General features: G+C 61.2%; 23 protein-coding genes and 1 pseudogene. 9 read left to right on the forward strand and 15 right to left on the reverse strand.

Features of this window, described 5'->3' with window-relative positions:
• Positions 1-107: 107 nt before the first annotated feature.
• From ACTJKL_RS01850 to ACTJKL_RS01865, 4 genes are all read right to left on the reverse strand, one after another.
• Positions 108-341: a hypothetical protein gene (locus ACTJKL_RS01850; RefSeq protein ID WP_411933730.1), complete on the reverse strand. Its 234-nt coding sequence runs from the start codon at positions 339-341 to the stop codon at positions 108-110.
• Positions 342-465: 124 nt separating this feature from the next.
• The gene (locus ACTJKL_RS01855; RefSeq protein WP_440852029.1) at positions 466-1647 is read right to left on the reverse strand and encodes a YcaO-like family protein; all 1182 of its coding nucleotides are present in this window, start codon (positions 1645-1647) and stop codon (positions 466-468) included.
• 28 nt (positions 1648-1675) lie between these two features.
• On the reverse strand, positions 1676-1891 hold the full coding sequence (locus ACTJKL_RS01860) for a hypothetical protein (protein WP_100671978.1): 216 nt from the start codon (positions 1889-1891) through the stop codon (positions 1676-1678).
• A gap of 17 nt (positions 1892-1908) precedes the next feature.
• Complete coding sequence (locus ACTJKL_RS01865) at positions 1909-3735, reverse strand: AfsR/SARP family transcriptional regulator (RefSeq protein ID WP_440852030.1); 1827 nt, start codon at positions 3733-3735, stop codon at positions 1909-1911.
• Positions 3736-4284: 549 nt separating this feature from the next.
• On the opposite strand from ACTJKL_RS01865, the gene aac(3)-IV reads away from it, so the two are divergent.
• Positions 4285-5094 carry an AAC(3)-IV family aminoglycoside N-acetyltransferase gene (aac(3)-IV, locus tag ACTJKL_RS01870; RefSeq protein ID WP_440852031.1) on the forward strand — a complete coding sequence of 270 codons (810 nt, stop codon included), beginning with the start codon at positions 4285-4287 and terminating at the stop codon, positions 5092-5094.
• Between the two features lie 47 nt (positions 5095-5141).
• Here the strand turns inward: aac(3)-IV and ACTJKL_RS01875 are convergent, their stop codons facing one another.
• Positions 5142-5378, reverse strand: coding sequence for a hypothetical protein (locus ACTJKL_RS01875; protein ID WP_100671788.1), 237 nt, complete (start codon positions 5376-5378; stop codon positions 5142-5144).
• Between the two features lie 121 nt (positions 5379-5499).
• On the opposite strand from ACTJKL_RS01875, the gene ACTJKL_RS01880 reads away from it, so the two are divergent.
• The 3 genes from ACTJKL_RS01880 to ACTJKL_RS01890 all read left to right on the forward strand — a co-directional run bounded on the left by ACTJKL_RS01880 (position 5500) and on the right by ACTJKL_RS01890 (position 8119).
• Positions 5500-6129 carry a hypothetical protein gene (locus ACTJKL_RS01880; protein ID WP_440852032.1) on the forward strand — a complete coding sequence of 210 codons (630 nt, stop codon included), beginning with the start codon at positions 5500-5502 and terminating at the stop codon, positions 6127-6129.
• Between the two features lie 95 nt (positions 6130-6224).
• The gene (locus ACTJKL_RS01885) at positions 6225-6809 is read left to right on the forward strand and encodes a methyltransferase domain-containing protein (RefSeq protein WP_440852033.1); all 585 of its coding nucleotides are present in this window, start codon (positions 6225-6227) and stop codon (positions 6807-6809) included.
• 971 nt (positions 6810-7780) lie between these two features.
• Positions 7781-8119, forward strand: a complete 339-nt coding sequence (locus tag ACTJKL_RS01890) for a hypothetical protein (protein ID WP_198516694.1) — start codon at positions 7781-7783, stop codon at positions 8117-8119.
• Positions 8120-8240: 121 nt separating this feature from the next.
• Here the strand turns inward: ACTJKL_RS01890 and ACTJKL_RS01895 are convergent, their stop codons facing one another.
• Entirely contained in the window at positions 8241-8867 is a 627-nt protein-coding gene (locus tag ACTJKL_RS01895) for a hypothetical protein (RefSeq protein ID WP_440852034.1), read from the reverse strand.
• Positions 8868-9511: 644 nt separating this feature from the next.
• Here ACTJKL_RS01895 and ACTJKL_RS01900 point away from each other — a divergent pair.
• The 5 genes and pseudogenes from ACTJKL_RS01900 to ACTJKL_RS01920 all read left to right on the forward strand — a co-directional run bounded on the left by ACTJKL_RS01900 (position 9512) and on the right by ACTJKL_RS01920 (position 14698).
• Entirely contained in the window at positions 9512-10390 is an 879-nt protein-coding gene (locus ACTJKL_RS01900) for a helix-turn-helix domain-containing protein (protein ID WP_440852035.1), read from the forward strand.
• 73 nt (positions 10391-10463) lie between these two features.
• Positions 10464-11456, forward strand: coding sequence for a helix-turn-helix domain-containing protein (locus ACTJKL_RS01905; RefSeq protein WP_440852186.1), 993 nt, complete (start codon positions 10464-10466; stop codon positions 11454-11456).
• A 107-nt stretch (positions 11457-11563) separates the two neighbouring features.
• The gene (locus ACTJKL_RS01910) at positions 11564-13099 is read left to right on the forward strand and encodes a DUF1254 domain-containing protein (RefSeq protein ID WP_440852036.1); all 1536 of its coding nucleotides are present in this window, start codon (positions 11564-11566) and stop codon (positions 13097-13099) included.
• 407 nt (positions 13100-13506) lie between these two features.
• Positions 13507-14400, forward strand: a pseudogene (locus ACTJKL_RS01915) (DUF1254 domain-containing protein); the annotation flags it as partial.
• Positions 14390-14698 (forward strand): DUF1214 domain-containing protein, encoded by a 309-nt coding sequence (locus tag ACTJKL_RS01920; protein ID WP_440852187.1) that lies wholly within the window; start codon positions 14390-14392, stop codon positions 14696-14698. The pseudogene ACTJKL_RS01915 and the gene ACTJKL_RS01920, both read left to right, overlap by 11 nt.
• A 374-nt stretch (positions 14699-15072) precedes the next feature.
• Here ACTJKL_RS01920 and ACTJKL_RS01925 read toward each other — a convergent pair whose 3' ends face one another.
• The 9 genes from ACTJKL_RS01925 to ACTJKL_RS01965 all read right to left on the reverse strand — a co-directional run bounded on the left by ACTJKL_RS01925 (position 15073) and on the right by ACTJKL_RS01965 (position 24469).
• Positions 15073-16158: a Gfo/Idh/MocA family protein gene (locus ACTJKL_RS01925; protein WP_440852037.1), complete on the reverse strand. Its 1086-nt coding sequence runs from the start codon at positions 16156-16158 to the stop codon at positions 15073-15075.
• The gene (locus tag ACTJKL_RS01930) at positions 16155-16607 is read right to left on the reverse strand and encodes a nuclear transport factor 2 family protein (RefSeq protein ID WP_379938104.1); all 453 of its coding nucleotides are present in this window, start codon (positions 16605-16607) and stop codon (positions 16155-16157) included. Before ACTJKL_RS01930 ends, ACTJKL_RS01925 begins: the two co-directional genes overlap by 4 nt.
• Before the next feature lie 198 nt (positions 16608-16805).
• Positions 16806-17651: an SDR family NAD(P)-dependent oxidoreductase gene (locus ACTJKL_RS01935; RefSeq protein WP_127712776.1), complete on the reverse strand. Its 846-nt coding sequence runs from the start codon at positions 17649-17651 to the stop codon at positions 16806-16808.
• Positions 17652-17776: 125 nt separating this feature from the next.
• The gene (locus ACTJKL_RS01940) at positions 17777-18214 is read right to left on the reverse strand and encodes a DsrE family protein (RefSeq protein ID WP_440852038.1); all 438 of its coding nucleotides are present in this window, start codon (positions 18212-18214) and stop codon (positions 17777-17779) included.
• A gap of 127 nt (positions 18215-18341) precedes the next feature.
• Positions 18342-19307 carry an MBL fold metallo-hydrolase gene (locus ACTJKL_RS01945; protein ID WP_338282563.1) on the reverse strand — a complete coding sequence of 322 codons (966 nt, stop codon included), beginning with the start codon at positions 19305-19307 and terminating at the stop codon, positions 18342-18344.
• A 93-nt stretch (positions 19308-19400) separates the two neighbouring features.
• Entirely contained in the window at positions 19401-20390 is a 990-nt protein-coding gene (locus tag ACTJKL_RS01950) for an alpha/beta fold hydrolase (protein ID WP_440852039.1), read from the reverse strand.
• 88 nt (positions 20391-20478) lie between these two features.
• On the reverse strand, positions 20479-20778 hold the full coding sequence (locus tag ACTJKL_RS01955) for a tautomerase family protein (RefSeq protein WP_056584964.1): 300 nt from the start codon (positions 20776-20778) through the stop codon (positions 20479-20481).
• 46 nt (positions 20779-20824) lie between these two features.
• Positions 20825-21823, reverse strand: coding sequence for a zinc-dependent alcohol dehydrogenase family protein (locus ACTJKL_RS01960; RefSeq protein WP_100671802.1), 999 nt, complete (start codon positions 21821-21823; stop codon positions 20825-20827).
• A gap of 171 nt (positions 21824-21994) precedes the next feature.
• Positions 21995-24469, reverse strand: a complete 2475-nt coding sequence (locus tag ACTJKL_RS01965) for an ATP-binding protein (RefSeq protein WP_440852040.1) — start codon at positions 24467-24469, stop codon at positions 21995-21997.
• Positions 24470-24587: the final 118 nt, after the last annotated feature.

The raw sequence follows: 24587 nt of genomic DNA on the forward strand, positions 1-24587 counted from the left end.
GGGGTCTTCCCGCGGCGCGCTTTTTCCCCGCCCGACCATAGATCGCCTCACCGTTTCGCTGAACGGCGAAGCCGACCTAGCTATTTGCGACGCGGCCCGCGCCGCTGCTATTGCAGCGAGTGAGTTCTGGCGTCGAAGCCCGCTGCCGCAATGACGAGCTCGCTGCGATCCCGCAATTCGTTGGCAACGGCCTGCAGCGCCATCTCGACGCAATATTCGACGGCCTGAGCGTCCAATGCGCGGGCGCTATCGCGAATGTGGCTCAGCATTCTGGCGATGCTCGCAAGTTCCGTTTCAGTATCCGTCAAGGACGAAGGATGATTATTCATTTGAACCCCCATTCCGTGCGCTTCCCTGACGGCGACTATAGACGAGTTCGGATTTTCCGCGCGTTGCACGAGCGTTGCACTCGCACCGGTAGAGTACCGGAGTGGACCTCGCCAAATGCTTTGCGGGTCTGCTCCTTTATGACGCGAGCGCTTTGGAAAGCGCGCGCGGACCGAATCGGCGCGCTCTTTCACCGTCAGGGTTTTCAAGATCGGGAACGAAGATCTTGACGACCGCGAACGGCAGAGCTTCACCCGACAGGCGCACCACAATTACTGATTGCACGCCTGCATCCTCTAGATGACCGATGGTGTGCCGCAGCAGCCCGTCCGGATCGCCGCCGGCATGCGGCGCCGCCGGCGCTTGCAGGCACGGCGCCGCGAGGAAGGCCCGGCGGGTCGAGTCCGGCAAAGGCCGGCTGAAGGTTTCGGGAAAGACGTCGTCCCGCGCGCCGCTCATGAAGGTGAGCCGCGACTGCGCCGCTTCGGTCACCGCTCTGATCGCCGCGCGAACGGCAAAGACATGCGCCCCGCAGCCGCTTGTCACATCGACGAAACGACCATCGTCCCTGATGGCGATGTCGGAGGGGCCGAGCAGTGCCAGAAAGCAGGGAATACCGATGTCGCTGGTGATGTCGAAAAGCCGGAGATCGAGACCTGCGGCTCTGATGCGCTCGACGAGACTATTCAGCGCTGCATCGCCGAACCCCTCGGGAGCAACGCACTTTCGGTAACGGCTCTCCGGTCCTGACACGCCCCACAGGACATGGGCGTCGCGCTCGATGCGCTCCAGCAGCCCGTGCAATGTCGCTTCCTGAATGGAATTTCCCGATGCGAGCCCATCCGACGACATCCAGAAACGCGAAGGCCGGGTACGGTCCAACTGCGCCGCGTCGAGCGGTACGAGCACCTCGCGGCCGGAGATCAGGTCGGAGCCGGGAGCCCAGAGCAGTTCTTCGTCCGGACCGATTTCCTCCTGCCCGGCCGCAATCAGCCCCGGAAGCGGGTTCACGGTCCACCCGGACGCCCGCAGGGAGCGCATCGTGGCCACTATGGTTTCGACGGCGGGTTCGCCGGCAACAACGCGCTCCAGCGCCTCCATGACGGCGGAAACCTTCGCCTCCGCATCCGTCAGCCCTTTGCCCTGTGCAACCACGATGGATCGCGCATTCGGCGTATAGGCGCACCAGACCGGGATTCCGGTCCTGTCCAGTCCCGTGTGCCTGGCGATGCGGGTTATGCCGAAACCGGAAAGCAGAGGCCTTACACGGTCGAAGGTCTCTTCCGGACTCAGCACACGATCGGAATATTCATTGCGCAAGTCGGCCCCACCCCCATGCCGGGACCGGTCACCCGTCGAAATGGCCCGAAAACACCTTGTCGGCGGAGGACACAGCCACTGCGAGGTCGACATTCTTGACGATCGTCCCCCCTTGTGCACGGAGCTTGTCCGCCGCGGCCAGGTCGCCCGTCACCTGATCGAGCGGCCTCACGGTTCCGCTCCCCAGGTCCGCCAGCCACAGACCCGGCTCGCCGGGAATCCCAATCACAACAACCTTCGCCATATCGCTATCCCTCATCCTCAAAACCCCGCCTTTTTCAGCCCCTCACGATAGAGGTCCTTCTGCCATTGTTCCTTTATCGGAACGACGGCAAGCCACTTGTCGACGTCGAATGTCGGATTGCTCTTCAACGCCCGCATCCGGTACGCCCGTGCTTTCTTCTGGTCGCCGAGCATCGCCCAGCTTGCCGCAAGCAGCCTGTCGCCGGGCGACTTGTCCTTCATTCTCTGAACGTAGCCGATCGCGTCCTCATAGTTTTCGAGGAAATAGCTGGCACCGGCAGCGCTCCAGAAATACGTGTCGGGCGCCAGCGGATTGAGCGAAAGCGCCTTGGCCAGCTTGTCCAGCGCGTCGCGCGGACGGGAGACATGAACGAGCGTGTCGGCGTGGCTGTAAAGCACGTCGGCATAATGCGGGCTCAGATTTTCGGCGAGATCCAGCGCCGCAAGGCTCTCGTCGAGATCACCCTGATAGAGTTTGACGACACCGAACTCGCGGTGTGCTCCGGGCAGGTCCTCATTGCTTTCGATCGCCCCCTTGGCGTGATGCTCCGCCACCGACAGAAGTTCCCGATCGCCGCGGGCCGTCAGGATCCACTCGATTGCATAGGTGCGCGCCATCCCGCTCAGCGCCGGAGCGAAATCCGGCTTGTGTTTGAGCGCGGCCCTGAAATCGCGGCGTGCCCTGCGGATTTCGGGAAGCCCCACGCTGGAGAGGTTTCGCAGGCCGGCGAGGTAGGCGTAATAGGCCTCCGGATGGGCCAGATAGTCGATACGCGCGGCACGGCCGGTCTCGACCTGCTCCGTCACCGCCCGGGCGACATGAAAGGCGATTTCCTGGCGTTGCTGGAGCAGACCGACCGGAGATATCGCAAACCGCTCCGCCCAGACGATCGCGTCGGACGGCAGAAATATGAGCTGCGTGAAAAGTCCCTGGTCCGACATGCGGCAGTCGAGCGCATAGGTGACGCCATGCTTTTCCAGGAACGCAGCCTTGTCCGCGGCATCCCGTATCCGCTCCGCCGTGTAAGGAGCAACGACCGACATCGATCGTTGCGCACATAGCCCGATCGTGATGTCCTCGACCACGGCCACGCTGACCGCGTGAAGCATCGGATCGCTGCCGAAGGCCGCCGGCGGAAGCAGAGCGACACGGGGTGCCGGCGCAACCGGCGGAGCACTCGCCTCCCTTGCGAACTCCCTGCCAAACGCAGCCTGCGGCAGCCGGGCCCTTTCCGGCTTGCCGCCCCCGATGACCAGCCCCCCGCCGGTCATCCGCTCCAGGATCGCACGCACGGCCGTATCCATCGGATCGAGCTCGAGGAGGTGCATGCACGCGCTGCGCCGCAGAGACCTGTCGGCAAACCGCTCTTCGCCGCCGAGAAGCGCCGCACGCATCACCTGCGTGAACAGTCGCCGCTGTTCTCCGACCCAATCCGCATAGCGGCCCGGCGGCACATCCGCGCTTGCCAGAAACCCGTCGCGCCAGAGCGCAAGCCCGGTGCGGAACGCCTCTTCCGAACGTTCCAGCGCCTCGAAACCGTCGACGTCGCAGGTAATCTCCCCCAGCGTAACCTCGGTTTCCGTCGCCGTAATGAGCGGCCCCGACTCCGCAGCAAGGTGGCGCATGCGCCACAATGTCGACCGCAGGTTCTTGAAAGCGACGCTCTTTTCCCGCTCGGGCCAGATCAGCATTGCGAGCTTTTCACGGGAAGCCGTTTTCTCCCCGGACACGCAGAGATAGGCGAGTATCAGCGACCCCCGCTCGGGACACGCCACAACCACGCCGCCGGAATCGACCAGCCGCAACTCCCCGAATGTCTGCAGACGATAATGCGGCCCCGCCACGAAAACCTCAAATGGCTCGAATAGTGGAAGCGCCGCCGGCGACCGGCGAGACCGTCGACATCTCGTTCACCAACCCTCTCCTGCCCCTTCGGCACGAACACCAAAGCGCACGCTGCAACCAACGTCGCCCCACGGCTCATCGCTGGAGAAAGAAGGACGGACGCCGAACAGACCGGCAATCTGTGCAGGCGCAGCCACCGATCGGCACGGTTCATGCCTCCGGATGTGCGGCTGCGACGCCCGGAGCCATACCTGCCCGTCCCTTTGTTCACTCCCAGCCCGATGCGGAAACGCATGCAGCCCAGATGCGAACATGCTCGAAAAGCCGGAACATGGCAACTCATTGCCGCTTATATCTGTTAAGGACGCAACCCAAGACGGCGTCCGCGGAGCTTCCGCATCGTTGTTCGCCGGCCGTTTTCATGCTATGTTCAACGGGATCGATCGAGGGTGCCGTAACCCCGCTGCAGATCGTTCGCCGGAGCGCGCTTGGCCCAAACAAGCGCGCTTTTTGCTGTCGCAATGCCAGCGGTTACCAATAGGCAATCCATGACTCAACAATATGAATGGCGGACTTCGGAAATCGTTGATCAACTCATTGCGCTCGGGGTAAAGCCTGGAGGCGTTCTGCTCGTTCACAGTTCCTTTCGCAGCATCAGGCCTGTCGAAGGCGGGCCGCTCGGCGTGATTGCCGCTCTGCGTGCCGCCATTGGCCCGGAGGGCACACTCGTCATGCCATCATGGTCGGGTCTTGACGACGAGCCGTTCGACCCCGCGACGACACCTGCAACATCCGATCTGGGAATACTCGCCGACACGTTCTGGCGTCTGGAGAATGTGACGCGCAGCGACCATCCGTTCGCGTTTGCGGCAGCCGGCCCGCTTGCCGCACGCATCACTTCAGACACTCTGCCCCTGCCCCCGCACGCTCCCGCAAGTCCTATAGGGCGTATCCACGAACTAGACGGGCAAGTGCTCCTCCTCGGCGTCGGGCACGATTCGGACACCACGCTGCATCTCGCCGAGCTGATGGCGAAGGTCCCCTATGGAGTGCCGAAACACTGTACCGTCCTCGATAACGGCAGGCCGATCCGCATCGACTATCGCGAGAACGATCACTGCTGCCAGAACTTCAACCTTGCCGACACCTGGCTGAGGCGAAAGGGCTTGCAGCGGGAGGGCCCGGTTGGCCATGCCCATGCTCGCCTGATCCGCTCGCGAGACATCGCGAGGATCGCCGCGGATCAACTGGCCCGCGATCCACTCGTCTTCCTGCATCCGGTAGAGGCAGGGTGCGACGAATGCGATGCGGCGCGCCAGTCGGCCGGCTGCGCTCGTGGCGGCAGCCTCGCCGGGTGATCAGCTCGGCCGTCTCCTACGGCAATGTCTGACGACATGGGACGGTTTTACGAAGCCGAGTATTTGACCGTTACGCCGCGCTGCCGAAAGTAGGCCTGCATCAGCTTCCTGCCAGAACGGTTGTTCTGCGCGAGCCTGCCCGGATCAAAGACGGCCTCTTTCAACCCCTCGCGCGTCAACGCTGCCTTGAGAGTCGCGATATGCGCGTCGATGTCGGCATTGTCCGCCTGGAGCGATTCATAAATGCGGTTTATCGCATCTGCGACGGTCGGTTCGCTCACCATTATACTCCTGTTGTTGTCTGGCTGGCGCTTACCATACTTTTTCGCTTGACCCTAGAGGACGCTCTGTCTCCGACAGCATGACGTCATTGACGATCTAAAGAAGGCGACCCATCTAAGCCTGATGCCGAAACACGACAACAGTCGCATAGAGCTGCTCAAGACGTGGGTGCTGCCGCCAGCGGCGACATTGGGTTCATCCGTCCGCATGAAGGGCATCCTTCTGGAAATTCGCGCGCGGCTTCCGTCTGCCACGAAGAAATCGCTCAATCTCGATGGTCGCGAGCTCACGCTTATGATGTCCGCAAGCGAGAAGGCTGCGTTCCACGCCGCATCGGCTGTCGTCGCCGAGGCGTTGGTAAACATCGAGACCCTTCCGGTGATACCGCGCGAGATCGAGGACATTCTCACGATCAAGACGAGCGAAAGACATCGCTGGCTGGCCGACGGACGCTTGCCGAGTGCTGGAACGCGAACGGTCAAGCTGCGCGGACGCGCCAGGAAGATAACGTTTCATGTCTTCGACCCGAGGATTGTCGGAGACATTCTCGATCGAGGCGTCGTCGAAGATTGGCGCGAGGAAGACGCGGCGGCTGCCGCCGAAAACCGCAGACGGGCTGCGTACAAGGCGAAGTTGACGCGATCGTTGAGAAACACCGCCAAGGGCGGATCGAATTCCGAAGCCGAACACGGAGACGTCGCCTCCAACCTGGTCGGATGGGAGGAGTTCGGACGCGATGGACTTCTTCGGTAATCGGCAACCGACCGGATTGCGCCCGGACGCGGTCACCCCTTCTTTATAATTGCCGTCGATGATGACCGACACGAATTGGGGCGAGCGATTTTTTGATGACCGACGTAACACTAGGCTTTTACGACACGAATGCCGAGGAATATGCTGCCAACGGGGGGGCCCCAAATCCGAGGTTGTTCACCTTCCTCGACCGTTGCAGGCCAAAGGGTAAAGTCCTGGAACTGGGAACCGGTGGCGGTGTCGATGCAGCCGCCATCATCGAAAGAGGCTTTGATCTGGACGCCACTGACGGCTCATCCGAACTCGCCGCCATCGCTTCGCGCCGCATCGGACGGCCGGTCAAGACAATGCTCTTCAATGAGCTGGATGCCATCGGGATTTATGACGGCGTATATGCTTGCGCTTCCCTGACCCATGTACGTCGATCCGACCTTCGCGGTGTGATCGAGAAAGTTTACCGGGCGATGATCGAAAACGGGGTCGTTTGGGCGAGCTTCAAAACAGGAGCCGAGGAAGGTCCGGACGCACTTGGTCGTCATTATAACTATCTATCGCAAGACGAGTTGATACGGCTCTGGCGTGCAGCGGCACCTTGGCGGGCGATTGAAACGGAAGCGTGGTTGGGCGGCGCTTACGACCGGAAGGCAACGGAATGGATGGCGATTACTGCCATGAAGTAAATCCGCTAAGGCCTGTCGAGATTCATTTTGAGTTTATGACTGGGTTGCTTCGTGCGCCACTGCATGTTTGCTTTGATCGTAACCGATCAATGGACAAAAACATGCAGCCGCTTAAAAGGCTACAGCGGAGGACTGCAACCTCTCCTCGTTCCTCATTCCTGTGCTTGTCACAGGGATCCAGCAGCGCCGCGTCTGCGGCGCGGGAAGCGTTCTTTCAGCCCAAGGACTTGGGCTGACTGGATTCCTGTGACAAGCACAGGAATGAGGGCCGGGGATGTGAGGCTACTACAGATGGCGAGCATGCGAGGGAATGGTCTAACTGTCACGCAATGAAAGGTTACGTCCGCATTTTCGCATCGAAGTGAAGCGGGACGCTGTATGCGGGCGTGACCCGCGACCTTCCGCGCCGCCTCGCTATCTTCACAATTTATGCACGCGTCGAGGGACCGCACCCTCTCCTCCCTCATCCCTGTGCTCGTCACAGGGATCCAGCAACGCCGCGTCTGCGGCGCGGAAGAGCCTTTCCAGCCCAAGGACTTGGTCTGGCTGGATTCCTGTGACAAGCACAGGAATGAGGGACCGGGATGTGCGGCTACTACAACCTCCGTTGCGAATATGCGAGGGAATGCTCAACCTGTCACGCAACGTCTACATTCTCGCATCGAAGCGAAGCGGGACGCTGTACAGGGGCGTGACCCGGGACCCTCCGCGCCGCCTCGCTATCTTCACGGTTTATAGAACGCGCCGAGGGACCGCACCCTCCCCGCTCTCATTCCTTTGCTCGTCAAAGGGATGAGAGCAGCGCCGCGTCCGCGGCGCGGAAAGAGCCTTTCCAGCCCAAGGACTTGGTCTGGCTGGATTCCTGTGACAAGCACAGGAATGAGGAAATCAAACAAGTGGCGGCAATGCGGGTGACTTCGGCCGCACACGGTGTAAGTTGGCAGCCATCTACCACCACGAAGAGAGCGCCAATGCCCCGTTTTCTAGCCGTGTATACCATGAAGCCCGAAGACCTCGCCGCCTTCCGCAGTCTGCCCAAGGCAGAGCAGGACGCGATCGACGCGGTCGGACTGGAACAGTGGGCAGCATGGGAGGACAGAAACGCCGCATCCATCCTCGATCGTGGTGGCATGGTGGGCAAGACGACACGCGTAACCAGGGACGGTATCGCCGATGCCGTGAACCCTTTTTGCGGCTACCTTGTCGTCGAAGCGGAAAGCATCGAGGCCGCGGCGCGGCTGTTCCAGGACCACCCGCACATCACAGTCTTCCCAGGAGACGGCGTAGATATCATGCCCTTTCTGACCTGACGCCTTCGGTCAGCTATTCAAGCGAGATTGTGCCCAAACGGAAACGCGTTGCCCATTCTTGATTGGTGGCGCCGGCTTGCTTTTCGGCACCGGGTGTATGCCGCGAGCGGCCCTGCCACCGTCAATTGCTTGCGAAGCAGTAGAAGAGGCCGTCTCCGCCGGTTCCCTTGAATGCCTCGTTCGAGCAGCCGCCCCTCGTCGAATGCGACGAATTCCAGGATTTCGCCGCATCGGAATCGTCAAGGCCCGTTCGGTCGCTGTGGCCGACGATCGCCGCGCCCTCCGCGCCGCCCATTGTCCAATTGCCGCAGGTTTCCGGTGCGGCAGTTCCATCTGGTTTCGAGCCAGTCAGGATGTCGTGGCGGTTGGGGCTGTCGCCACGGCCGGGAATGACTTCGCCTTTCTCGTTGAGAGCAGTCTGCTTCGTCACGTTGTTGCCGTCGCTGTGAAGGGAGGCGACATCGTCGGCGATCTTCTCGCCCTTGGCGTTGTACCAGGGACCGTTTCCGATCCGATCCCTGGCGTTCTCGGTGTCGGTGGATAGATAGGCTCTCCAGGTCTTGCCCGTCGAACCACTCGCCGTCGCCAAGGAATTGCAGTGTGCGTCGGCTCCGGCCAGTCCTCCGAGGTCGCCACCCCTGCCCGGATTTGCGCTGGTGACGAAGAAGCTCATGGAGGTGTCCTGGGCGTATGCCGACAGTGGAGAGCAGGCCAGGACGGCCACTGTGAATGCAAGCGCGCGGTTCATGGCGATTCTCCAGCATTTCGTCAGTGAAGCCTATTGCTGAAAACGGCTGGCGTAAAATCGAAATCCTGTGATTGGAACCGGCAACCGATAAGTGAGCCACGCAGCAGCTCAAAGGGCTACGGCGACCTTTGCGCGTCTCATAAGATGCGCGGCTGTAGGAAAGTTTTCGGGGACTGCAACGTCTCCTCGTTGCTCATCCTGTGCTCGTCACAGGGATGAGAGCAGCGCCGCGTCTGCGGCGCGGGAAAAGGTCTTTCAGCCCAAGGACTTGGTCTGGCTGGATTCCTGTGACACGCACAGGAATGAGGAAATGAAATTAGCCGCGGCGAGCGGCCTGAACCTCAGCAGGCCTCGAACCGGGGACTATTGCCGTCAAGTTCTCGCATTGCGATGCCGATGAACACTGGCCCCCCGGCAAACGCTCCTCTATGTTTCAATCCTGGGTCGTGAAACGATCGACGAAGCTGAAGTCGTGGAATGCTTGCACCCAGGCCGTTTGCGGTATGAAACTTCTCCGAAAAGAGGATTGTTTCGGAATGGAAGGAATTCTCCAGCCGGTCCCGCCCCCCTGGCATCGTATCGAGATATCGCAAGTCGAAGACCTGTCCGATGCCGTGCATGGTGCCGGAATGGAAGCTACACAGATGGCGCGTGGCAAGCTGTCAGGGAGCCTCATATTCTCCGAGCAGGATGGCGTGACATACAGCGGCGGCTTCATAGAAGGCCGTGTGGCGCTTCGCGGACCTCTCTCCCCGGACACTCTTTCTTTGGGGCTTGGCCTTTGGCTTCCCGGATCATCCTGGCACTCGTTTACCGAGGTCAAAACTGGAGACGTGGCCATATATCATGGAGGGGACGAACACGATTCTCTCTACGCGCCGGGTTCCATGTACGCCGTAGCGACGCTTTCCGCCGATCAGCTCGAGCAGGAAGCCGGAAAAAACGGAATGGTTCTGGACAGGGCTGCGCTGGGCGGAACTGGGATCCACAATCGATCCATGACGCCGGAGGTGGTAACGGCGCTTGCGGCGGAATTTAGCCGCATCCACACGGGCAACTTCGCACGGCCCGGTCTCGGGAAGATGCTGCTGAGAGCGCTCATCAATCATCTTGGTCGCCCCCCTTACAACCACGGACGCCGGGCCAACACACATCTTCATGCGAGGATCGTGGCGCGTGCCAGAGCCTACATAGTCGAACACCTTTCTGAGCCGATAGCCCTTGATGACATCGCCGCTGCCGCCTTCGCCTCGCGTCGTACGCTCTACCGCGCGTTCGCGGACATCCTCGACGACACTCCCCAAACATACGTCCGGCGTCTAAGGCTGCACAGAATAAGACGGGGCCTCGCGACTGATCGGGAACGAGCGTGCACCATCGCGGTCGTGGCAAATGAGTGGGGCATCAGCGAACTCGGCAGATTGGCGGGATGGTATCGCGAATTGTTCGGGGAACTGCCGAGCGAAACATTAGCAGCGTTCAAGCAGTCCGAATCCGCACAGGAAGGCTCGACAGCCCACTAGATTGGCAAAAGGCGCATAGAGGGAACGCTTCCTTCCTGCCATCCTCGTATTTTGGGGATGCAAATTGGAGAGCGTGGTCCATGGCCATGTCGCAGCCTTGAAGAAGCTAAGCGGTGATCCGTTCCCGGATGCAAAGGCCGATCATTGGCAGCGCTTCCCGTTGCAAGACATCGAAGGCCTTCGAAATGCAGTACTGGGCGCCGACCTGGACGCAGTGCAAATGGCGGGGCGCAAGATCGGCGGCAGTCTCGCCTTCAGCACATACGACGGCGTGATTCTCAGTTCGGGCTTTATCGCGGGGAATGCGATGGCGAGGGGTGTCCTGTCGGACGCTGCCGTCACCGTCGGAATTGTGCTCTCCCAGGTCGGTGGATTTCGAGTCTGTCTGCGACAGGCCCCGGAAGGAACGGTGGGTATTCTCCTTCCGGGTTGCGAAGTCGACGTCCTATGCGCACCAGGATCGATGTATGTAACGGCAACTCTTGATCTGCGCCGGCTGGAGGATGGTCTTGGCCGCAGGTTTCTGCAATCCGCGGTTCATTCCAAGCCATTGGCCCAGGAAAAACTCAAAGAGCTGAGAGAAGCGTTGCTCCGGGTGCACCTGGGAGAAGAAACAGAGGCCGGCGTCCACATAGGAAGCACGATGTTGCGGGCCGTAATTTCTCACTACGCAAACGATCGTGGGACGACCACCGCAAGCCGGCCTTCGTCCTATGAAACCATCGTTCGACTGGCGCAACAATATATCGACCGGCATCTCGCAAGTCCTATATCGATAACCGATATCACGACGGCGTGCGGATCGTCCCGTCGCACCCTTTACCGCGCCTTTCTCGAGGTGCTGGGCGATACGCCCAACCACTATCTGCGCAGGCTTCGGCTGCATAGAATTCGCCACGATCTGATGGCTGTCGATCAACTGGCGACCATATCGGCAAGCGCCAAAAAGTGGGGCATTGCCGAACACGGGCGCATGTCCGGCTGGTATCAGGAGCTTTTCGGCGAGAAGCCCAGCGCAACCGTAGCCGCACAATCCCTCCGCGCGATTTCACGGGCCTGGCTCTGAGATTGGCAAAAAACGCATAGCCGCCTGCGGGCGCGGGGGTGCATATTCTGCCCGAAAATCCGGCATGTCGGCATTGGAACACCAACCACAGCAGAAGGCCGAGTATCATGAAACGCACGACCGCATTTCCATCGATAGCCGCTGCATTCCTTGCGTTGGGACTGACCGGTTCGGCAGCGGCCGAAGAGGCACGCTTCGATCGACTGGCCAACCTACCGTTCGAGCAGAACCGTCCCACGGCCGAGACTGCCAGGACACTGAAGGACGAGCTTCTCTTTCAGCAGGCGACCCAAGCCTATATCTGGGCCTTACCGCTGATCAACACGCTGGGCATGAGGAGCGGAGCCGAGGACGTCTTTGGCACCGGCTACAACGTGATGCCCGTCTGGAAAGAGAGGCTTGACACCAAGACAATGGTGACGACGCCGAACTCCGACCTGATCTATGCGATGGCTTTCGTCGACATGGGCGAGACGGGTCCGATCGTATTTGAGGCACCTCCGAAACTTCAGGGCATCCTGCTTGACTTCTGGCAGCGGCCGATCCCGATGGACGGCGGCGAGTTTTTCGGCGACGTCGGCCTGCCCGGCCCCGATGCGGGCAAAGGCGGTACATTCGTCATCACGCCGCCTGGCTATGACGGACAGTTACCCAAAGATGCTTATATCTACCGCTCGGGCACCAATAACCTCTTCGTATTCCTACGCGCATTCTACGACGATCCGGACAATCTCGAGCCCACCAACAAACTGGTGGAACAGGTCAAGCTCTATCCGCTGAACCTCCCCGAGAGCGAGCGCAAGCCGATGCAATTTCCGAATGCTTCCGGCGTGAACGCGAACATGCTGCCGCGCTCGGATATCTCGGCGTTCGAGCAGTTGAAGTGGCTGATCGACCGTGAAGGCCAGAATCTGGCGGGACCGGACGGTCTTGGTCTCCTCGCCAATGTCGGCCTGATCGCGAAGGAACCCTTCTCGCCCTCTCCGCAGACGCGGGCAATCCTCAACACCGCAGCGGACGTCGGCTATAAGATGAGCCGCGCCATCGGCCTTAGCGAGGAGGTCGGCGGTAAGTCGCTCCTCGTCTGGCCAGATCGGCGCTGGACCAATCCGATAAACACCGCCGCCGAACCAGGACCGGAGAAGTCGATCGACCTATCCTGGGTGAACCGGGAACACGGCTTCACGGACATCGAGCACCGGGCATGGATGTTCACGGATTACTATTCAATCAGCCCCGGCATGGTGTCGCTGACGCCGGGCCGCGGTGCCTTCTACGCAATCGCCTTCAATGATGCGGACCGCACGCCGCTGTCGGGGGACAATTCCTACAAGGTGACGCTGCCGCCTGATGTACCGGCCGAGTTGTTCTGGTCGCTGACGCTCTACGAGGCGGAGAACGCATCGGGCCTTGCGACCGAGGAGCGGCGCTACCCGTCGCTCGGCTCTCGCGACAAACCGGTCGTCAATGCAGACGGCACGATCGACCTTTACGTCGGGCCGAAGGCTCCCGAAGGCAAGGAAGCCAACTGGCTGGCGACGGCTCCCGGCCGAGGCTTCTTCGCCATCCTTCGGCTCTACGGTCCAGGCGAGCGCGCCGTCGACTACAGCTGGAAGCCGGGCGATTTCGAGAAGATCAAATGACAAAATCCCGTTCCAGGCGAGACGGCTGCCACGGCCGAGAATGCTAGCAAAATCAAAGTTCGGCGGGCCGATTGGCCGGCCCCGGACCGGAAACCAACCTGCAGGAGAACGATCATGACCGTGCTTTCCAAATTCTGACATCGGCTCTTTTGGGATCGGCATTGTGCAGCGCATCGGCCGCATGGGCTGAGGAGGCGAACCCCTTCGAAGGCGATGCCGCAGTCAAAACCCGCATCGGCGAGTTGAACTTCCAGAGCGGATATCCATCCGCCGAGACGGTGAAAAAGCTGTATGACGAGATGGACTTCCAGCGCGCATCGCAAGCTTATCTCTGGGGCATCCCGGCGGTCGGTATGAACGAATGGCGTCGCGCCCACTACAGCGTGTTCGGCGGCAAGAGCGGCGAGATGCTCACCTATCTGGACTTCGCCGAAAAATTGGGAATCCTGACGCCGAACTACACGACGCCTTACATCGCCACCTTTATCGACTTGAAGGAAACTGGTCCTTTCGTCGTCGAAGTGCCTCCGGGGTTGATCGCGGGCATGATCCTCGACCCGTGGCAGCGGGTGCTTGCCGATCTCGGCGTCGTCGGCCCCGACATGGGCAAGGGTGGAAAATACCTGATCATGCCGCCCGGATACGGACCGGTGGAGGCACCCGGCTATTTCGTGGTGCAGGCCACGAGCCGCGACGTCTTCGCCGGCTTCCGGCTGCTCGATGCCGACAAGGAAAAGGCGATCGCCGAGATGATCCCGCAGATCAAGACCTACTCCTGGACTGTCGAAGGCACTGGCGAGCCGATGCCGGCACGCGCCGCCGGTGACAAGAAGTGGAGCCAGATGCCACCACGCGGCATGACCTACTGGGACAGTCTGAACGAAGTCATCCAGCGCAACCCCATCGACGATCGCGACCGGCTGATCCTGGCTCAATTGAAATTCCTCGGCCTCGAGAGAGGGCGGCCATTCAAGCCCGACGAAAGACAGAGCAAACTGCTCCAGGACGGGGTTCTGGTCGGCGAGGCGATGGCGAAGGCGAACACCACCGACAAAAGGGTGGAGCCTCCTTTCTGGGAGGGGACCAATTGGAAGCATGCTTTGGTCGTGGCGACCGATCAGAAGGCAAACACCTATGATCAGCTCGACGAGCGCGCCGCGTGGTTCTACGAGGCCGTCGTGATTTCGAAGGCGATGCTGACCCAGACTGTGGGCGTCGGACAGCGCTACATCGCGTCCTACAAGGACGCGGACGGGGCATGGCTCTCGGGCGAGAACACCTACAAACTTCATGTCCCGGCCAATCCGCCGGCAAAGAATTTCTGGTCGGTCACCGCCTACGACGAGGCGACGCGGCAGATGCCGGTCACCGAACAGGGACGGCCGGACATCTCATCGCGCAAGGAAGACATCGTCGCGAACGAGGACGGATCGGTGGACGTCTATTTCGGCCCGAAAGCCCCCCGAAGGCAAGGAGGCGAACTGGGTGCAGACCAACCCCGACAAGGGGTGGTTCGCCTACTTCCGCTTCTATGGCCCGACAGAGGCGTTCTTCGACAAGTCCTGGGCGCTGCCCGACATTGAGAAGGTCAACCCGTAAGTCGTGAACTGTCGCCCTTCCTGTTTGACCACCATCCAGGAAGGGCGCACGCGGTTGCAGCGCAACGAATTCTTTCGATACTGGAGAGACCAAGCGATCGGTTTGCAAAACCGTCCATAAGTGGTCGAACCCTTGTTTGCATTGGGCCAACGGCCGTGCTCAGCCCGAGCCGAATCCAGCTGCTCGTGGTTGGTGGCGACTTCCTGCGCCTTCTGGTAGCTCTCGATCAGCAACGCGTAGGGCGGAAAGATTTTCGTGTAGATTTCCGCCCACTGCTGGGTATTACCGCGATGCCATGCGCGCTGTTCGCCACGTCCCGGACCTGCAGGACTTCGGGTCCTCCCGGCTCGTACATAACCAATGCCCTCATCGTCTCAGACATCGCGCGCCACTCCTCCGCTGTGCTCAACCGCATGGATAAGGCGGTGCAACTTGACGGCATCCCCGAATGTCGGGCTCTGGCGCGTGCCTGAGGTAATGTCGGACGCGAAGAGTTCGTAGAGTTTCTTGACGTTCCCCGTGAGCACGTTTTCGTCGGCACCGAAGTCGTCCGGTACGGAGAGCGAATGCAAGGTCTCGCCGTCCTGAGCGCCCATGAGTCTGAATCCACCCAGGCCCACGTAGCCCACGGGGCTTGTCAGCAACAGGTCGCCCTTGCTTCCGTTGATCTCCAGGTGAAAATTGGTCGCACGCGACAGCCCGCCGCGGAAGTGACTGGTGATCAGCGCGCCATTGGCGAGCTTGCCGGTGAAGGCGATCTGATCGGCGACCTCGAACGGGACGACCTCCTGGCTCTCGGTCATCCTGATCGTCGGGCGGCGACTGACGAGGGTGCCGGAGACCGTCTGGAAATCCTCGCCCAGAGCGAAAATCAGAGCGTCGATCGTATGCGCGAACGGCACGTGCAGCATGCTCGCGCCCTGGGAGGGGTCGAGCGTGTAGCGGAACGCTTCCTCGATCTCTTCGCCCCACGTGATCCCCGAGCCGATGACCGTCGCGGAGAGAACCTCGCCGACATAGCCTTGGGAAACGAGCCTCCGCATATGCCGGATGGTGGGGTTTGCCCGGGTCTGGAGCCCGACCATCGCCGAGACACCTTTCTCCAAGGCGAGCGCGTTCATGGTTTCCGCATCGCGCAGGTTCATACCGAGGGGCCACTCCGAGAACACGGATTTCCCGGCTTCCAGGCCCGCCGTCACCAGCCCAAGATGTTCCGGCACCCTAACCGTGACCACGACTAGGTCGACCTCAGGATGATTGACGAGTTCCTCCGTCGACGAAACGGCATGGTCGAAACCGAACTTCTCGGCCGATGCCTTTGCGATCTCCATGCGGGTGTGGCTCACTGCGGAAAGTCGAAACTGCTCGAGGTCACGCAACGCGGGCACATGGGCGGTCGATGCCCAACCGCGGTCCGGATGGACGCCGATGATGCCGACTCCGATGGGGCCCTGGGTCATTGCAAACGCTCCTTGGGCGAGATTTCCAGAATGGTTCGGCGAAGCTCCAGCTTGGCTATGCGCCAGTGTCCGTCCAGAAACTCCCAGGTTTCGTAATAGTGGCCGTAGCCGTGCATGCTGGCGGGGCGTTCATCGTTCGCGGGCGGGAAGACCAAGTAGTCCTCCATCGACCAGATTGCGTCGACCAGACCTTCCGCGACGCGCTCCATCTCTGCGTTGTGGACGTGATGAATCGTGCGCGCGCCTTCAAGGTAGCTGGCACTTGTCGTGACGAATTCGTCGACCGACGTGAAGGCATGGATCGTATGACCATCGGGATCAACGAAACGGATGGTCGGCGCGTCGGCGAAAAGTTCCCGGAATTTCTCCCAGTGCTTGGTGTCGACATATCGGCAATAGCGGGCTTTCCTCATTGCGATCTCATCGAATGCCTGTGAATTATCCTGCATTTGCATTCTCCGTTCGGAGGCCTACATAAGGCGCTCGCTCTGGACGTTTGAGGTCGATTAGTCCTGAACTGTTGTCTGATCGTCCAAAATTCACGGATCACACTCCGGCCATGTTCAAGAAGGCGAGCTCTGTCGCGCATCGGGGGAAGCCGCACCCGAGGTGATTTTCGTACATGGAACCCACGTGTTGGAGCGTGTTCATCGGCACTCTTCCAGGAATTTCAGCGCCATGTGCCAAAGTCTCTCCGCGTTGGAGGGGTCGAGCGCGTAGCCGGGAACGCCCTCCAACTTCAGCTGAGGACGGCTCTGGACGATCGGTGCCTCAGCGCAGTTCTCGAAGTAGCGCCCGTTGGTGCCCTCGACCAATGGGGAGGCAGCGACGAAGACTGACGTCGCTGCCCCCTCCTCGGGTGTCTTGCGCAGGTGCTCTGGGGTGCGGAGCCCTCCGGTGTGGCGCTGAAGGTTTGTGGCGATCGCGCCGGGGTTGAGGGCGTTCGAGACGATCCCGTCGTCCTTCCAGTGCTGTTTGATCCCGACGGAGAGCAGCGTGCACGCGGTCTTCGACTGGGCATACGCCAGCAGCGGATCATAGGGAATAAAGCGAAAGTGGGGATCGTCCCAGAATACGGGTCCGAAGAGGCTGCCGCTCGAACTCACGGACACGACACGCGCGCCCTGGGCGTTGGCAAGGTGCCGGCGGAGGCCGAGGGTCAAGGCGAAGTGACCCAGGTAATTGGTCGCGAACTGCATCTCCCAGCCTTGAGAAGAGCGCCGAAGGTCCGGCAAAGCCATGATTCCCGCGTTGTTGATCAGCGCGTGGATCGGGCCCTCCCAGTCTTCGATGAAGCGGCCGACAGAGCGGAGATCGGCAAGGTCGAGCGACCGGACCGAAATGTCGGGATTGGCCGTCCTGATCCTGAGGTCTTGCGCGACTTCCTCGGCGGCCTCCGGGCGACGGACGGCGATGACGACGGACGCGCCGGCAGCGGCGAGCGCAGCCGTCGTCTCGATCCCGATACCGCTAGCGCCTCCCGTGACGATCATGGTCTTCCCATGGAGGTCGACGTCGCTCAAGACTTCCGACGCCGTCGAATGGAATCCGAATTGCGGGACTTGAAGCATGTGAGCCTCCTGCAGATCGAGCCGTCACCCGGACGGAGCGCGTGAAGTCACTCGGTGATTTTGACGAAACCCTGCTGCACGAGCTGGATCGTGCGCGCCATCGCGTCGAGGTTGATCTTGATGTGGGGAAGGAGGTCGGCGTTGCCCCATCCGTTGACCTTGGCGGTCGCCCCGCAGAGCTCGACCTTCACGCCGACATCTATGAGATCGGAGACGAGCTTCTTGTACGGGTTGCCCGTGGCGATGTTGCGGGAGGCGTTGTAGGCGGCATCGTCGAGGGTGACATGGCCGGCGTTGGCGTGGAAGACCACGATGATGTCGGATGCCGCCTTCCAGTTCGCGATGTCCGTTGTGATCAGTTGGAGATGGAACAGCGCCGCGGGAAGATCGCCTTCGAACTCGAGGCCTCCGATGCTATGGACGGATTTCACTTCCTTGAGCTCGACCGGAATGTCGATGAAGAGCGCGCTTTTCGCTTCGGACATGGCTGTCTCCTGAGGGTTCAGACTGCTGCGACGGTTTGATGCCGGGACGCCCCCGATGGGGGCGTCCCGTTGGCGCGCGGGAGGATGGGGAGGGACGCGCCAGGAAACGGTTATTGCGGGTCAGGCGTTACACGCCCTCGTAGACCAGCTTGGTGAAGAACGCCGGGTCGATTACGAATTTGCCCCACTTAGCGTCGAAAGCTGCAGTGGGCTTGGCGGCTACGGTCTCGTCTTTTGAACGCCCCTCGCGCTTGAGCGCCGCGACGTTTTCCCGGATGGCGACGAGCATGTCGCGGAAGGCCTGGAGCTCCGCCCGGTTACTCACGGGGTTTCCGTGGCCGGGAATGATGATGGTCTTATCGGTCGAGGCGGCCAGATTGGCGTCGGACGCGGCGATCATCCCGTCGATGCTGCCGCCCGTCGAGTGGTCGATAAAGGGGTAGATGCCGTTCCAGTAGGTGTCGCCAACATGGAGGACATCCGCTTCGCCGAACATCACGGAGATGTCGCCGTCCGTATGCGCCGGGCCGTAATACTTCATGTCCAGCGACTGGCCGTTCAGCTTGAGCGAATGCTCCTTCGCGAAGACATGCTTGGGCACGCCGATGGGCTCCAGGGCCAGGAAATTGTAGTCCCAGTCCTCGACCCTGTGCACCTGCGAGAGATATTTGCGGGTGTTCTCGTGGGCGATGATCTTGGCTCCACCCGCGCCAAGCCACGGGTTTCCGTCCGCGTGGTCGAAGTGCCAGTGGGTGTTGATGAGGTGGGTGACGGGCTCGGCGGAGATCGCCGCGAGCGTCTTCGTCATCTGCGTCTTGGAGACGCTGATGCCTGCGTCTACCATGACGAGGCCGTCTTTGCCGTCTAGGACCGCTATGTTGCCGCCGGAGCCTTCGAGGACGGTGACGTTTCCTCTCAGTTTGTGGGTGGCGATCTTGGCACTGGCGGCGCTATCCTTGATGAGGCTCACCAAGCCGCGCGCTTCGGCGTAGGCGGCGCGGGGACTCATCCAGCCACTGGTAGCCGCGAAGCCCGCCGCCCCGATGCAGCAAAGGCAAAATCCACGACGGGAGAGCATGTGTTCGGATTTCATGGCATACCTTTCCGCAGCCGGTCGCAGGCGAGCCGACGGCTATCCAGCTGAATTTGTGGGAGGTAGGGCAGACCTCGCGGCCTGCCCGGGTCGTCACGCTTTGATAAAGGCCAGCAGGTCGGCGTTAATCACGTCGGCATGCGTCGTGAACATTCCATGCGGATAGCCGTCGTAGACCTTGAGCTTGCCGTCCTTGAGCAGCTTCACGGACAACTCCGCGGAGTCCGCGATCGGAACGATCTGGTCGTCACTGCCGTGCATGACCAGAACGGGCACGTCGATGATCTGGAGGTCCTCCGTGAAGTCGGTCTCGGAAAAGACCTTGATGCATTCGTAGTGGGCGTTCGCTCCGCCCATCATCCCCTGTCGCCACCAGTTGCGAATGGTGCCTTCCGATATGGCTGCGCCGGGGCGGTTGAAGCCGTAGAACGGGCCGCTGGCGATATCGAGATAGAGCTGCGCGCGGTTCGCCGCCAAAGCAGCACGGTAACCGTCGAAGACCTCGATCGGAAGTCCGCCGGGGTTCTTAGCAGACTTGACCATAACGGGAGGAATGGCGGAAATCAGGACGGCCTTGGCGACCCGGCCCTTGCCGTGCCGGGCGACATACCTTGTGACTTCGCCGCCGCCCGTCGAGTGGCCGATGTGGATCGCGTCCCGGAGGTCGAGCGCTTCGGCAAGCGCCGCGACATCGGCGGCGTAGGTGTCCATATCGTTGCCGCCGGACGTCTGGCTGGAGCGTCCGTGCCCTCGCCGATCGTGGGCGATGACGCGGTAACCCTTACCCAGGAAGAAGAGCATCTGGTTGTCCCAGTCGTCGGCGGAAAGCGGCCAGCCGTGATGGAAAACGACGGGCTGCGCGTCCTTGGGACCCCAGTCCTTGTAGAAAATGTGCGTGCCGTCTTTGGTCGTGATGCTGTTCATGGTCTCGCTCCCTTCAAGGATTGGGGTGGTTGGATTCGACGAGGCCGTGGCGGCCAGTACTTCCAAAGGAAGCGTCGCTGCAAGTGCGACGACGGCGGTTCCTGTCAGGACTTCACGTCTGGTCGCCGTGAGCATCGGAAACGCTTCTCTGGTAATCATATCTCTTCCCTCAGTGGCGTGAACACGGCTCCGCTATCGGCCGGATTACGCCCCGCCGCTCTATTGTGGTCGCCGTTAGTGAATGGGATCAGCCCAGGACAGGTGCCGCCGCGGCCCATTCCTTTCGGGTCGTCGGCGTGCCGTCGATCATCTCAACCACCTCTTTGGACTTCGAAAGTGTCGTCATCAGCGATTTGGGCCCCTCGAACGGGCGGCCGCCAATGTGCCAACCGTCGGTGTGGAGCTCCTCGATCAGGACCCACACGACCTCGCGGAAGGCTTCCGAGCCTTCGAACTTGACCATGACGTCGGTCAGGGCCTTAGCCATGGCGTGCTTCTCTTCCGGCGTGAAGACGCCGTCAACCAGTTTCACATTGACAAATGGCATGACGTAATTCCTCCAAGCGTTTGGATGAGTTGGCGGTGGGTTCCGGCTACTCGGCGACGTCGACGACGATCTTCCCCCTGGCAGTCCGGTTCTCGATTTCGGCATATGCTTCGGCGACGGTTTCGAAGTTGAAGCGGCGCGCGTCGAGGAGAGGTGTGACCTTTCCGGCTTCGACGAGGCGCTTGGCCTCGCGCAGGATCGCTCCATGATGGGCGCGTCCTTCTCCGGTCAGGATCGGCAGCAGCGTGAAGACGCCTGAGTAGCTCGCAGCCCGGAAGGAGAGCGGAGCTAGTGAGTGGGTGCCCCACCCGAGGCAACTCACGACGTGTCCGAAGCGGCTCACCGCATTGAAAGCGGCGTCGATCCCGGACCCGCCCACGGTGTCGTAGACGACGTCGAAGCCGCGTCCGCCTGTATGGTCCTTCACATACTCCTCGGCGGTCTGATCGCGGTCGATTGCTGTAGCGCAGAGCTCCTCGATTTGGCTGTGCTTGGACGACTTGTCGACCGCGAAGACCTCGGCTCCCAAAGCGCGCGCGATCTGGATGGCGACATGGCCGACACCGCCGGCACCGATCACGAGCACCTTCTGCCGCGCCTTTACGTCCGCGCGATCCACGAGACCTTCCCACGCGGTTATGAAGACAAGCGGCAGCGCCGCCGCTTCGCGCATGGTCAGGTTGTCGGGCTTGGGTGCAAGCAGGTCGGCGTCGACGGTGACGAAGGTGGCCAGCGAACCCTGGAGACCACCGACACCGCCCGTCATTCCGAAAACCTCGTCGCCGGGCTTGAACGCGGCGACGCCGGGTCCTACGGCCTCGACGACGCCGGAGACGTCCATGCCGAGAATGGCCGGCAAGGGATGCCGCGCATGGGGAGCCTGGCCGCTCTTGATCTTGAGATCAAGCGGGTTGACGCTACTCGCCTTGACCCTCACCAGCACCTCGCCTGTCACCGGCGCTCGGCAGGCCATCCTGGTGCGAACGAAATGCGAGTTGTGTTCATTCAGGACGAGGGCGTCCATGGTGGTTGCGGTGGTCTTCATCTGCTTGCCTTTCATGCGGTCGGCGACTATGCGACGAGCAGAAGATGCAGACCGATACGTTGTTGGGCCAGTGAATCATGGTGAATTCTTGTGACAGCGCCCGCACAGCCCCACCTGAGGGGTCAGGCCATCCGCGAGAGCAACTCCCTGACGGAGGCTAGGTCGGCCGTTTCAAACCCCTCGGTGAAACGCGCGTAGACGCAGGCTAAGGTGGCACGCGCGTCGGCGGGGTATCCGTGCGTGGTCGCCCGCCAGCTTGGCCAGGCTCGTTGCCGCCCGAAGCTCCCAGGAGATCGCGTCCTGCCGCCGCGCCACTTCAAGAGCACGGAGATAGCAACGCTGGACGGCTTCGATATCGCCACCGCCGCGGAGCATCACATCGCCCTTCAAACGGTGGAGTTCGGAGACGCACCAGAGTTCCTCCCTCTCTTCGCTGGCGTTTATCGCCGCCTCGACTACCGTGCGGGCTTCGGCATGCTGTCCGAGCAAAGAGAGACCGTCGGCCAAAAAGCCTAGAAATCTCACATTGTAGAGATTGAAGAGTTTGACACGCGACAGTTCGGTCAGTCCGTTCCGCAACAGGGGAACGCCTCTGTCTGGGAGGCCCCGCTGTATCAACAACGTCGCCTTCCAGCACCGCCCAAACACTTCCCATGGACCGAGCGCGTTCGTCTTTGCAAGATCGATGAGTTCAATGACGGCCGTATCCGCTGCCGCAAAGTCACCCACATGGACCAGGATAGGACAGGACCAGCGCGCCAGGGCCTCACACAGCGAGATCGCATGGCCGGAGGCGCGGGCGGCTTCGACGGCGATATCTACTGCCGCGATCGCCTGGATTGGAAGCCCTTGTACCCAAAGCAGCTGAGCGGGCTGGATTTTCGCGGCGACCGACTGACCGAACCTGAAGCGAACCGACCCTGCGGAGGCGGTCTCGGCCGAGGTGTCGTGTGTCATCATCAGGTCTGCGTGACGGCGGGAACCGGGGAAGTCGCCGACACAAAACAGTGTCATGGAGAGCATTCGATCGCCGATGAAACGGTCAAGGCCGCTGCCGCCGAGCGCGACGAAACGTTCCGCGGTTCCCAGCGATTCTCTGTATTCGCCCATGCCCACCTGGGCCATCCACAGGCCCCAGAGGGCTTCGGCTTGGGCGTCGAGATCGCCGAACTCTTTCGATATCTCGAAAGCCTTCGCGAAGGCGGCGAGAGCTTGCGGGGCGAAACCGATTTTAAACACCTGCGACAACCCCAACGCTCTGTAGAGCTGCGTGATTTGTCGGGCTTGGTCGTCTCTTCGCTCTCCGGGCGCGATCCCAAGTAACGCGCGCTGAACGCTCGTCATGCATTCGTCGACAAGAGAAAGCTGGTACCAAATGGGAATTGCGGCCACTGTGACCGCAAGGCCGATCTCGACGTCGCCGCCCTCTGCGTAGGCCCAATCAAGAACTAAGCGAACGTTGTTGATATTGGACGCGTATTTCAGCATCCATTCTTCGTTCGGAAGGGTCTCGACCTCGTCCTGCGAGTGACTAAGGATTGTGCACAGATATTGCGCCAGATGGCGCACGAGGGCATCGGTCTCTCCTTCTTGCCGAAGTTTGTCCAAAGCGAACGCTCGTGTCGTGTCGAGAAGGCGGTACCTGACGCCTTTCCCTTGTGTGTCGACCGATACGAGGGACTTGGCGACGAGGTCCGCCAGGCGTGCCGGCACATCGGGCTGCGGGTTGTTTTGATCGGCGGCGACCGCCACGGCAGCTTCCCGTCCGAACTCTCCTCCTAATATCGCTAGGCGACGCAGGACCGTCTGCTCTCGAGCCGAAAGTGCTCCGTAGCTCCACTCGATCATAGCCGCCAAGGTTTGGTGACGGGGAAGAGCCGTGCGCCGCCCACCTGTCAGCAGTAGCAGGCGATCGTTCAGAAGTTCGGCAATGCCGCGCGTGCCGAATGCGTCGACCCGTGCCGCGGCGAGTTCGATTGCCAGAGCGATCCCGTCAAGCTGCCGACATATGTGCGCCACGACCGGAGCTTCGTCGTCATCGAAGGAATACCCGCTTCCGGAAGAGGCAGCCCGCTCCACGAACAGACGGATGGCTGGGTATTTCAATGCGTCGTCGGCGGTCAGGACGACTGCCGATGGCGGCATGTCGAGAGGTGGGAGCCTGTAAACACTTTCGCCCTCCACTCGCAACGCTTCGCGACTGGTTGCCAGAATCGCGACTTCCGGTGCTTCACGGAGCAATGTTTCCGCCAGTCGTGCGGCGTCCTCGAGGATGTGTTCGCAGCTGTCGAAAACGATCAGCATTCTCTTTCCGCGGAGAAAGCCGATCAGGCTCCTCGTCGGATCGTCCGATGTCTCTGTCAGCCGGAGTGCCGAGGCCAAGATAGACGGGAGCAGCTGCGGATTCGTTATCGGAGCCAGGTCAAGGAAACAAATGCCGTCTTTGTGCGATGACAGGAGCTGGGCTGCCACGCGAATGCCGACCGTCGTCTTGCCCATGCCGCCAGGCCCGACGATAGTGACAATCCGGAATCGTTGGAACCGCCCTTCCACGATCTTGATCGCTTCTTCGCGCCCGATCACCTGCGTAAGTTGCTTCGGAAGGTTGTTGTCGACTAATTCCCCTGCAGCAGGTTCGAGTGGCATTCGGGTGACCGGAGCAACGAACCGATAGCCTCTCGAGGGAACGGAGACGACGTAGCGGGGAGTTGCCTGGTCGTCGCCGCAGTTGATAGCCGGTTGGGGCGGAACTGGCGAGAGGGCT

It is taken from the genome of Sinorhizobium sp. 22678 (assembly GCF_052044265.1).
GTDB classification, from domain to species: Bacteria; Pseudomonadota; Alphaproteobacteria; order Rhizobiales; family Rhizobiaceae; genus Sinorhizobium; species Sinorhizobium meliloti_A.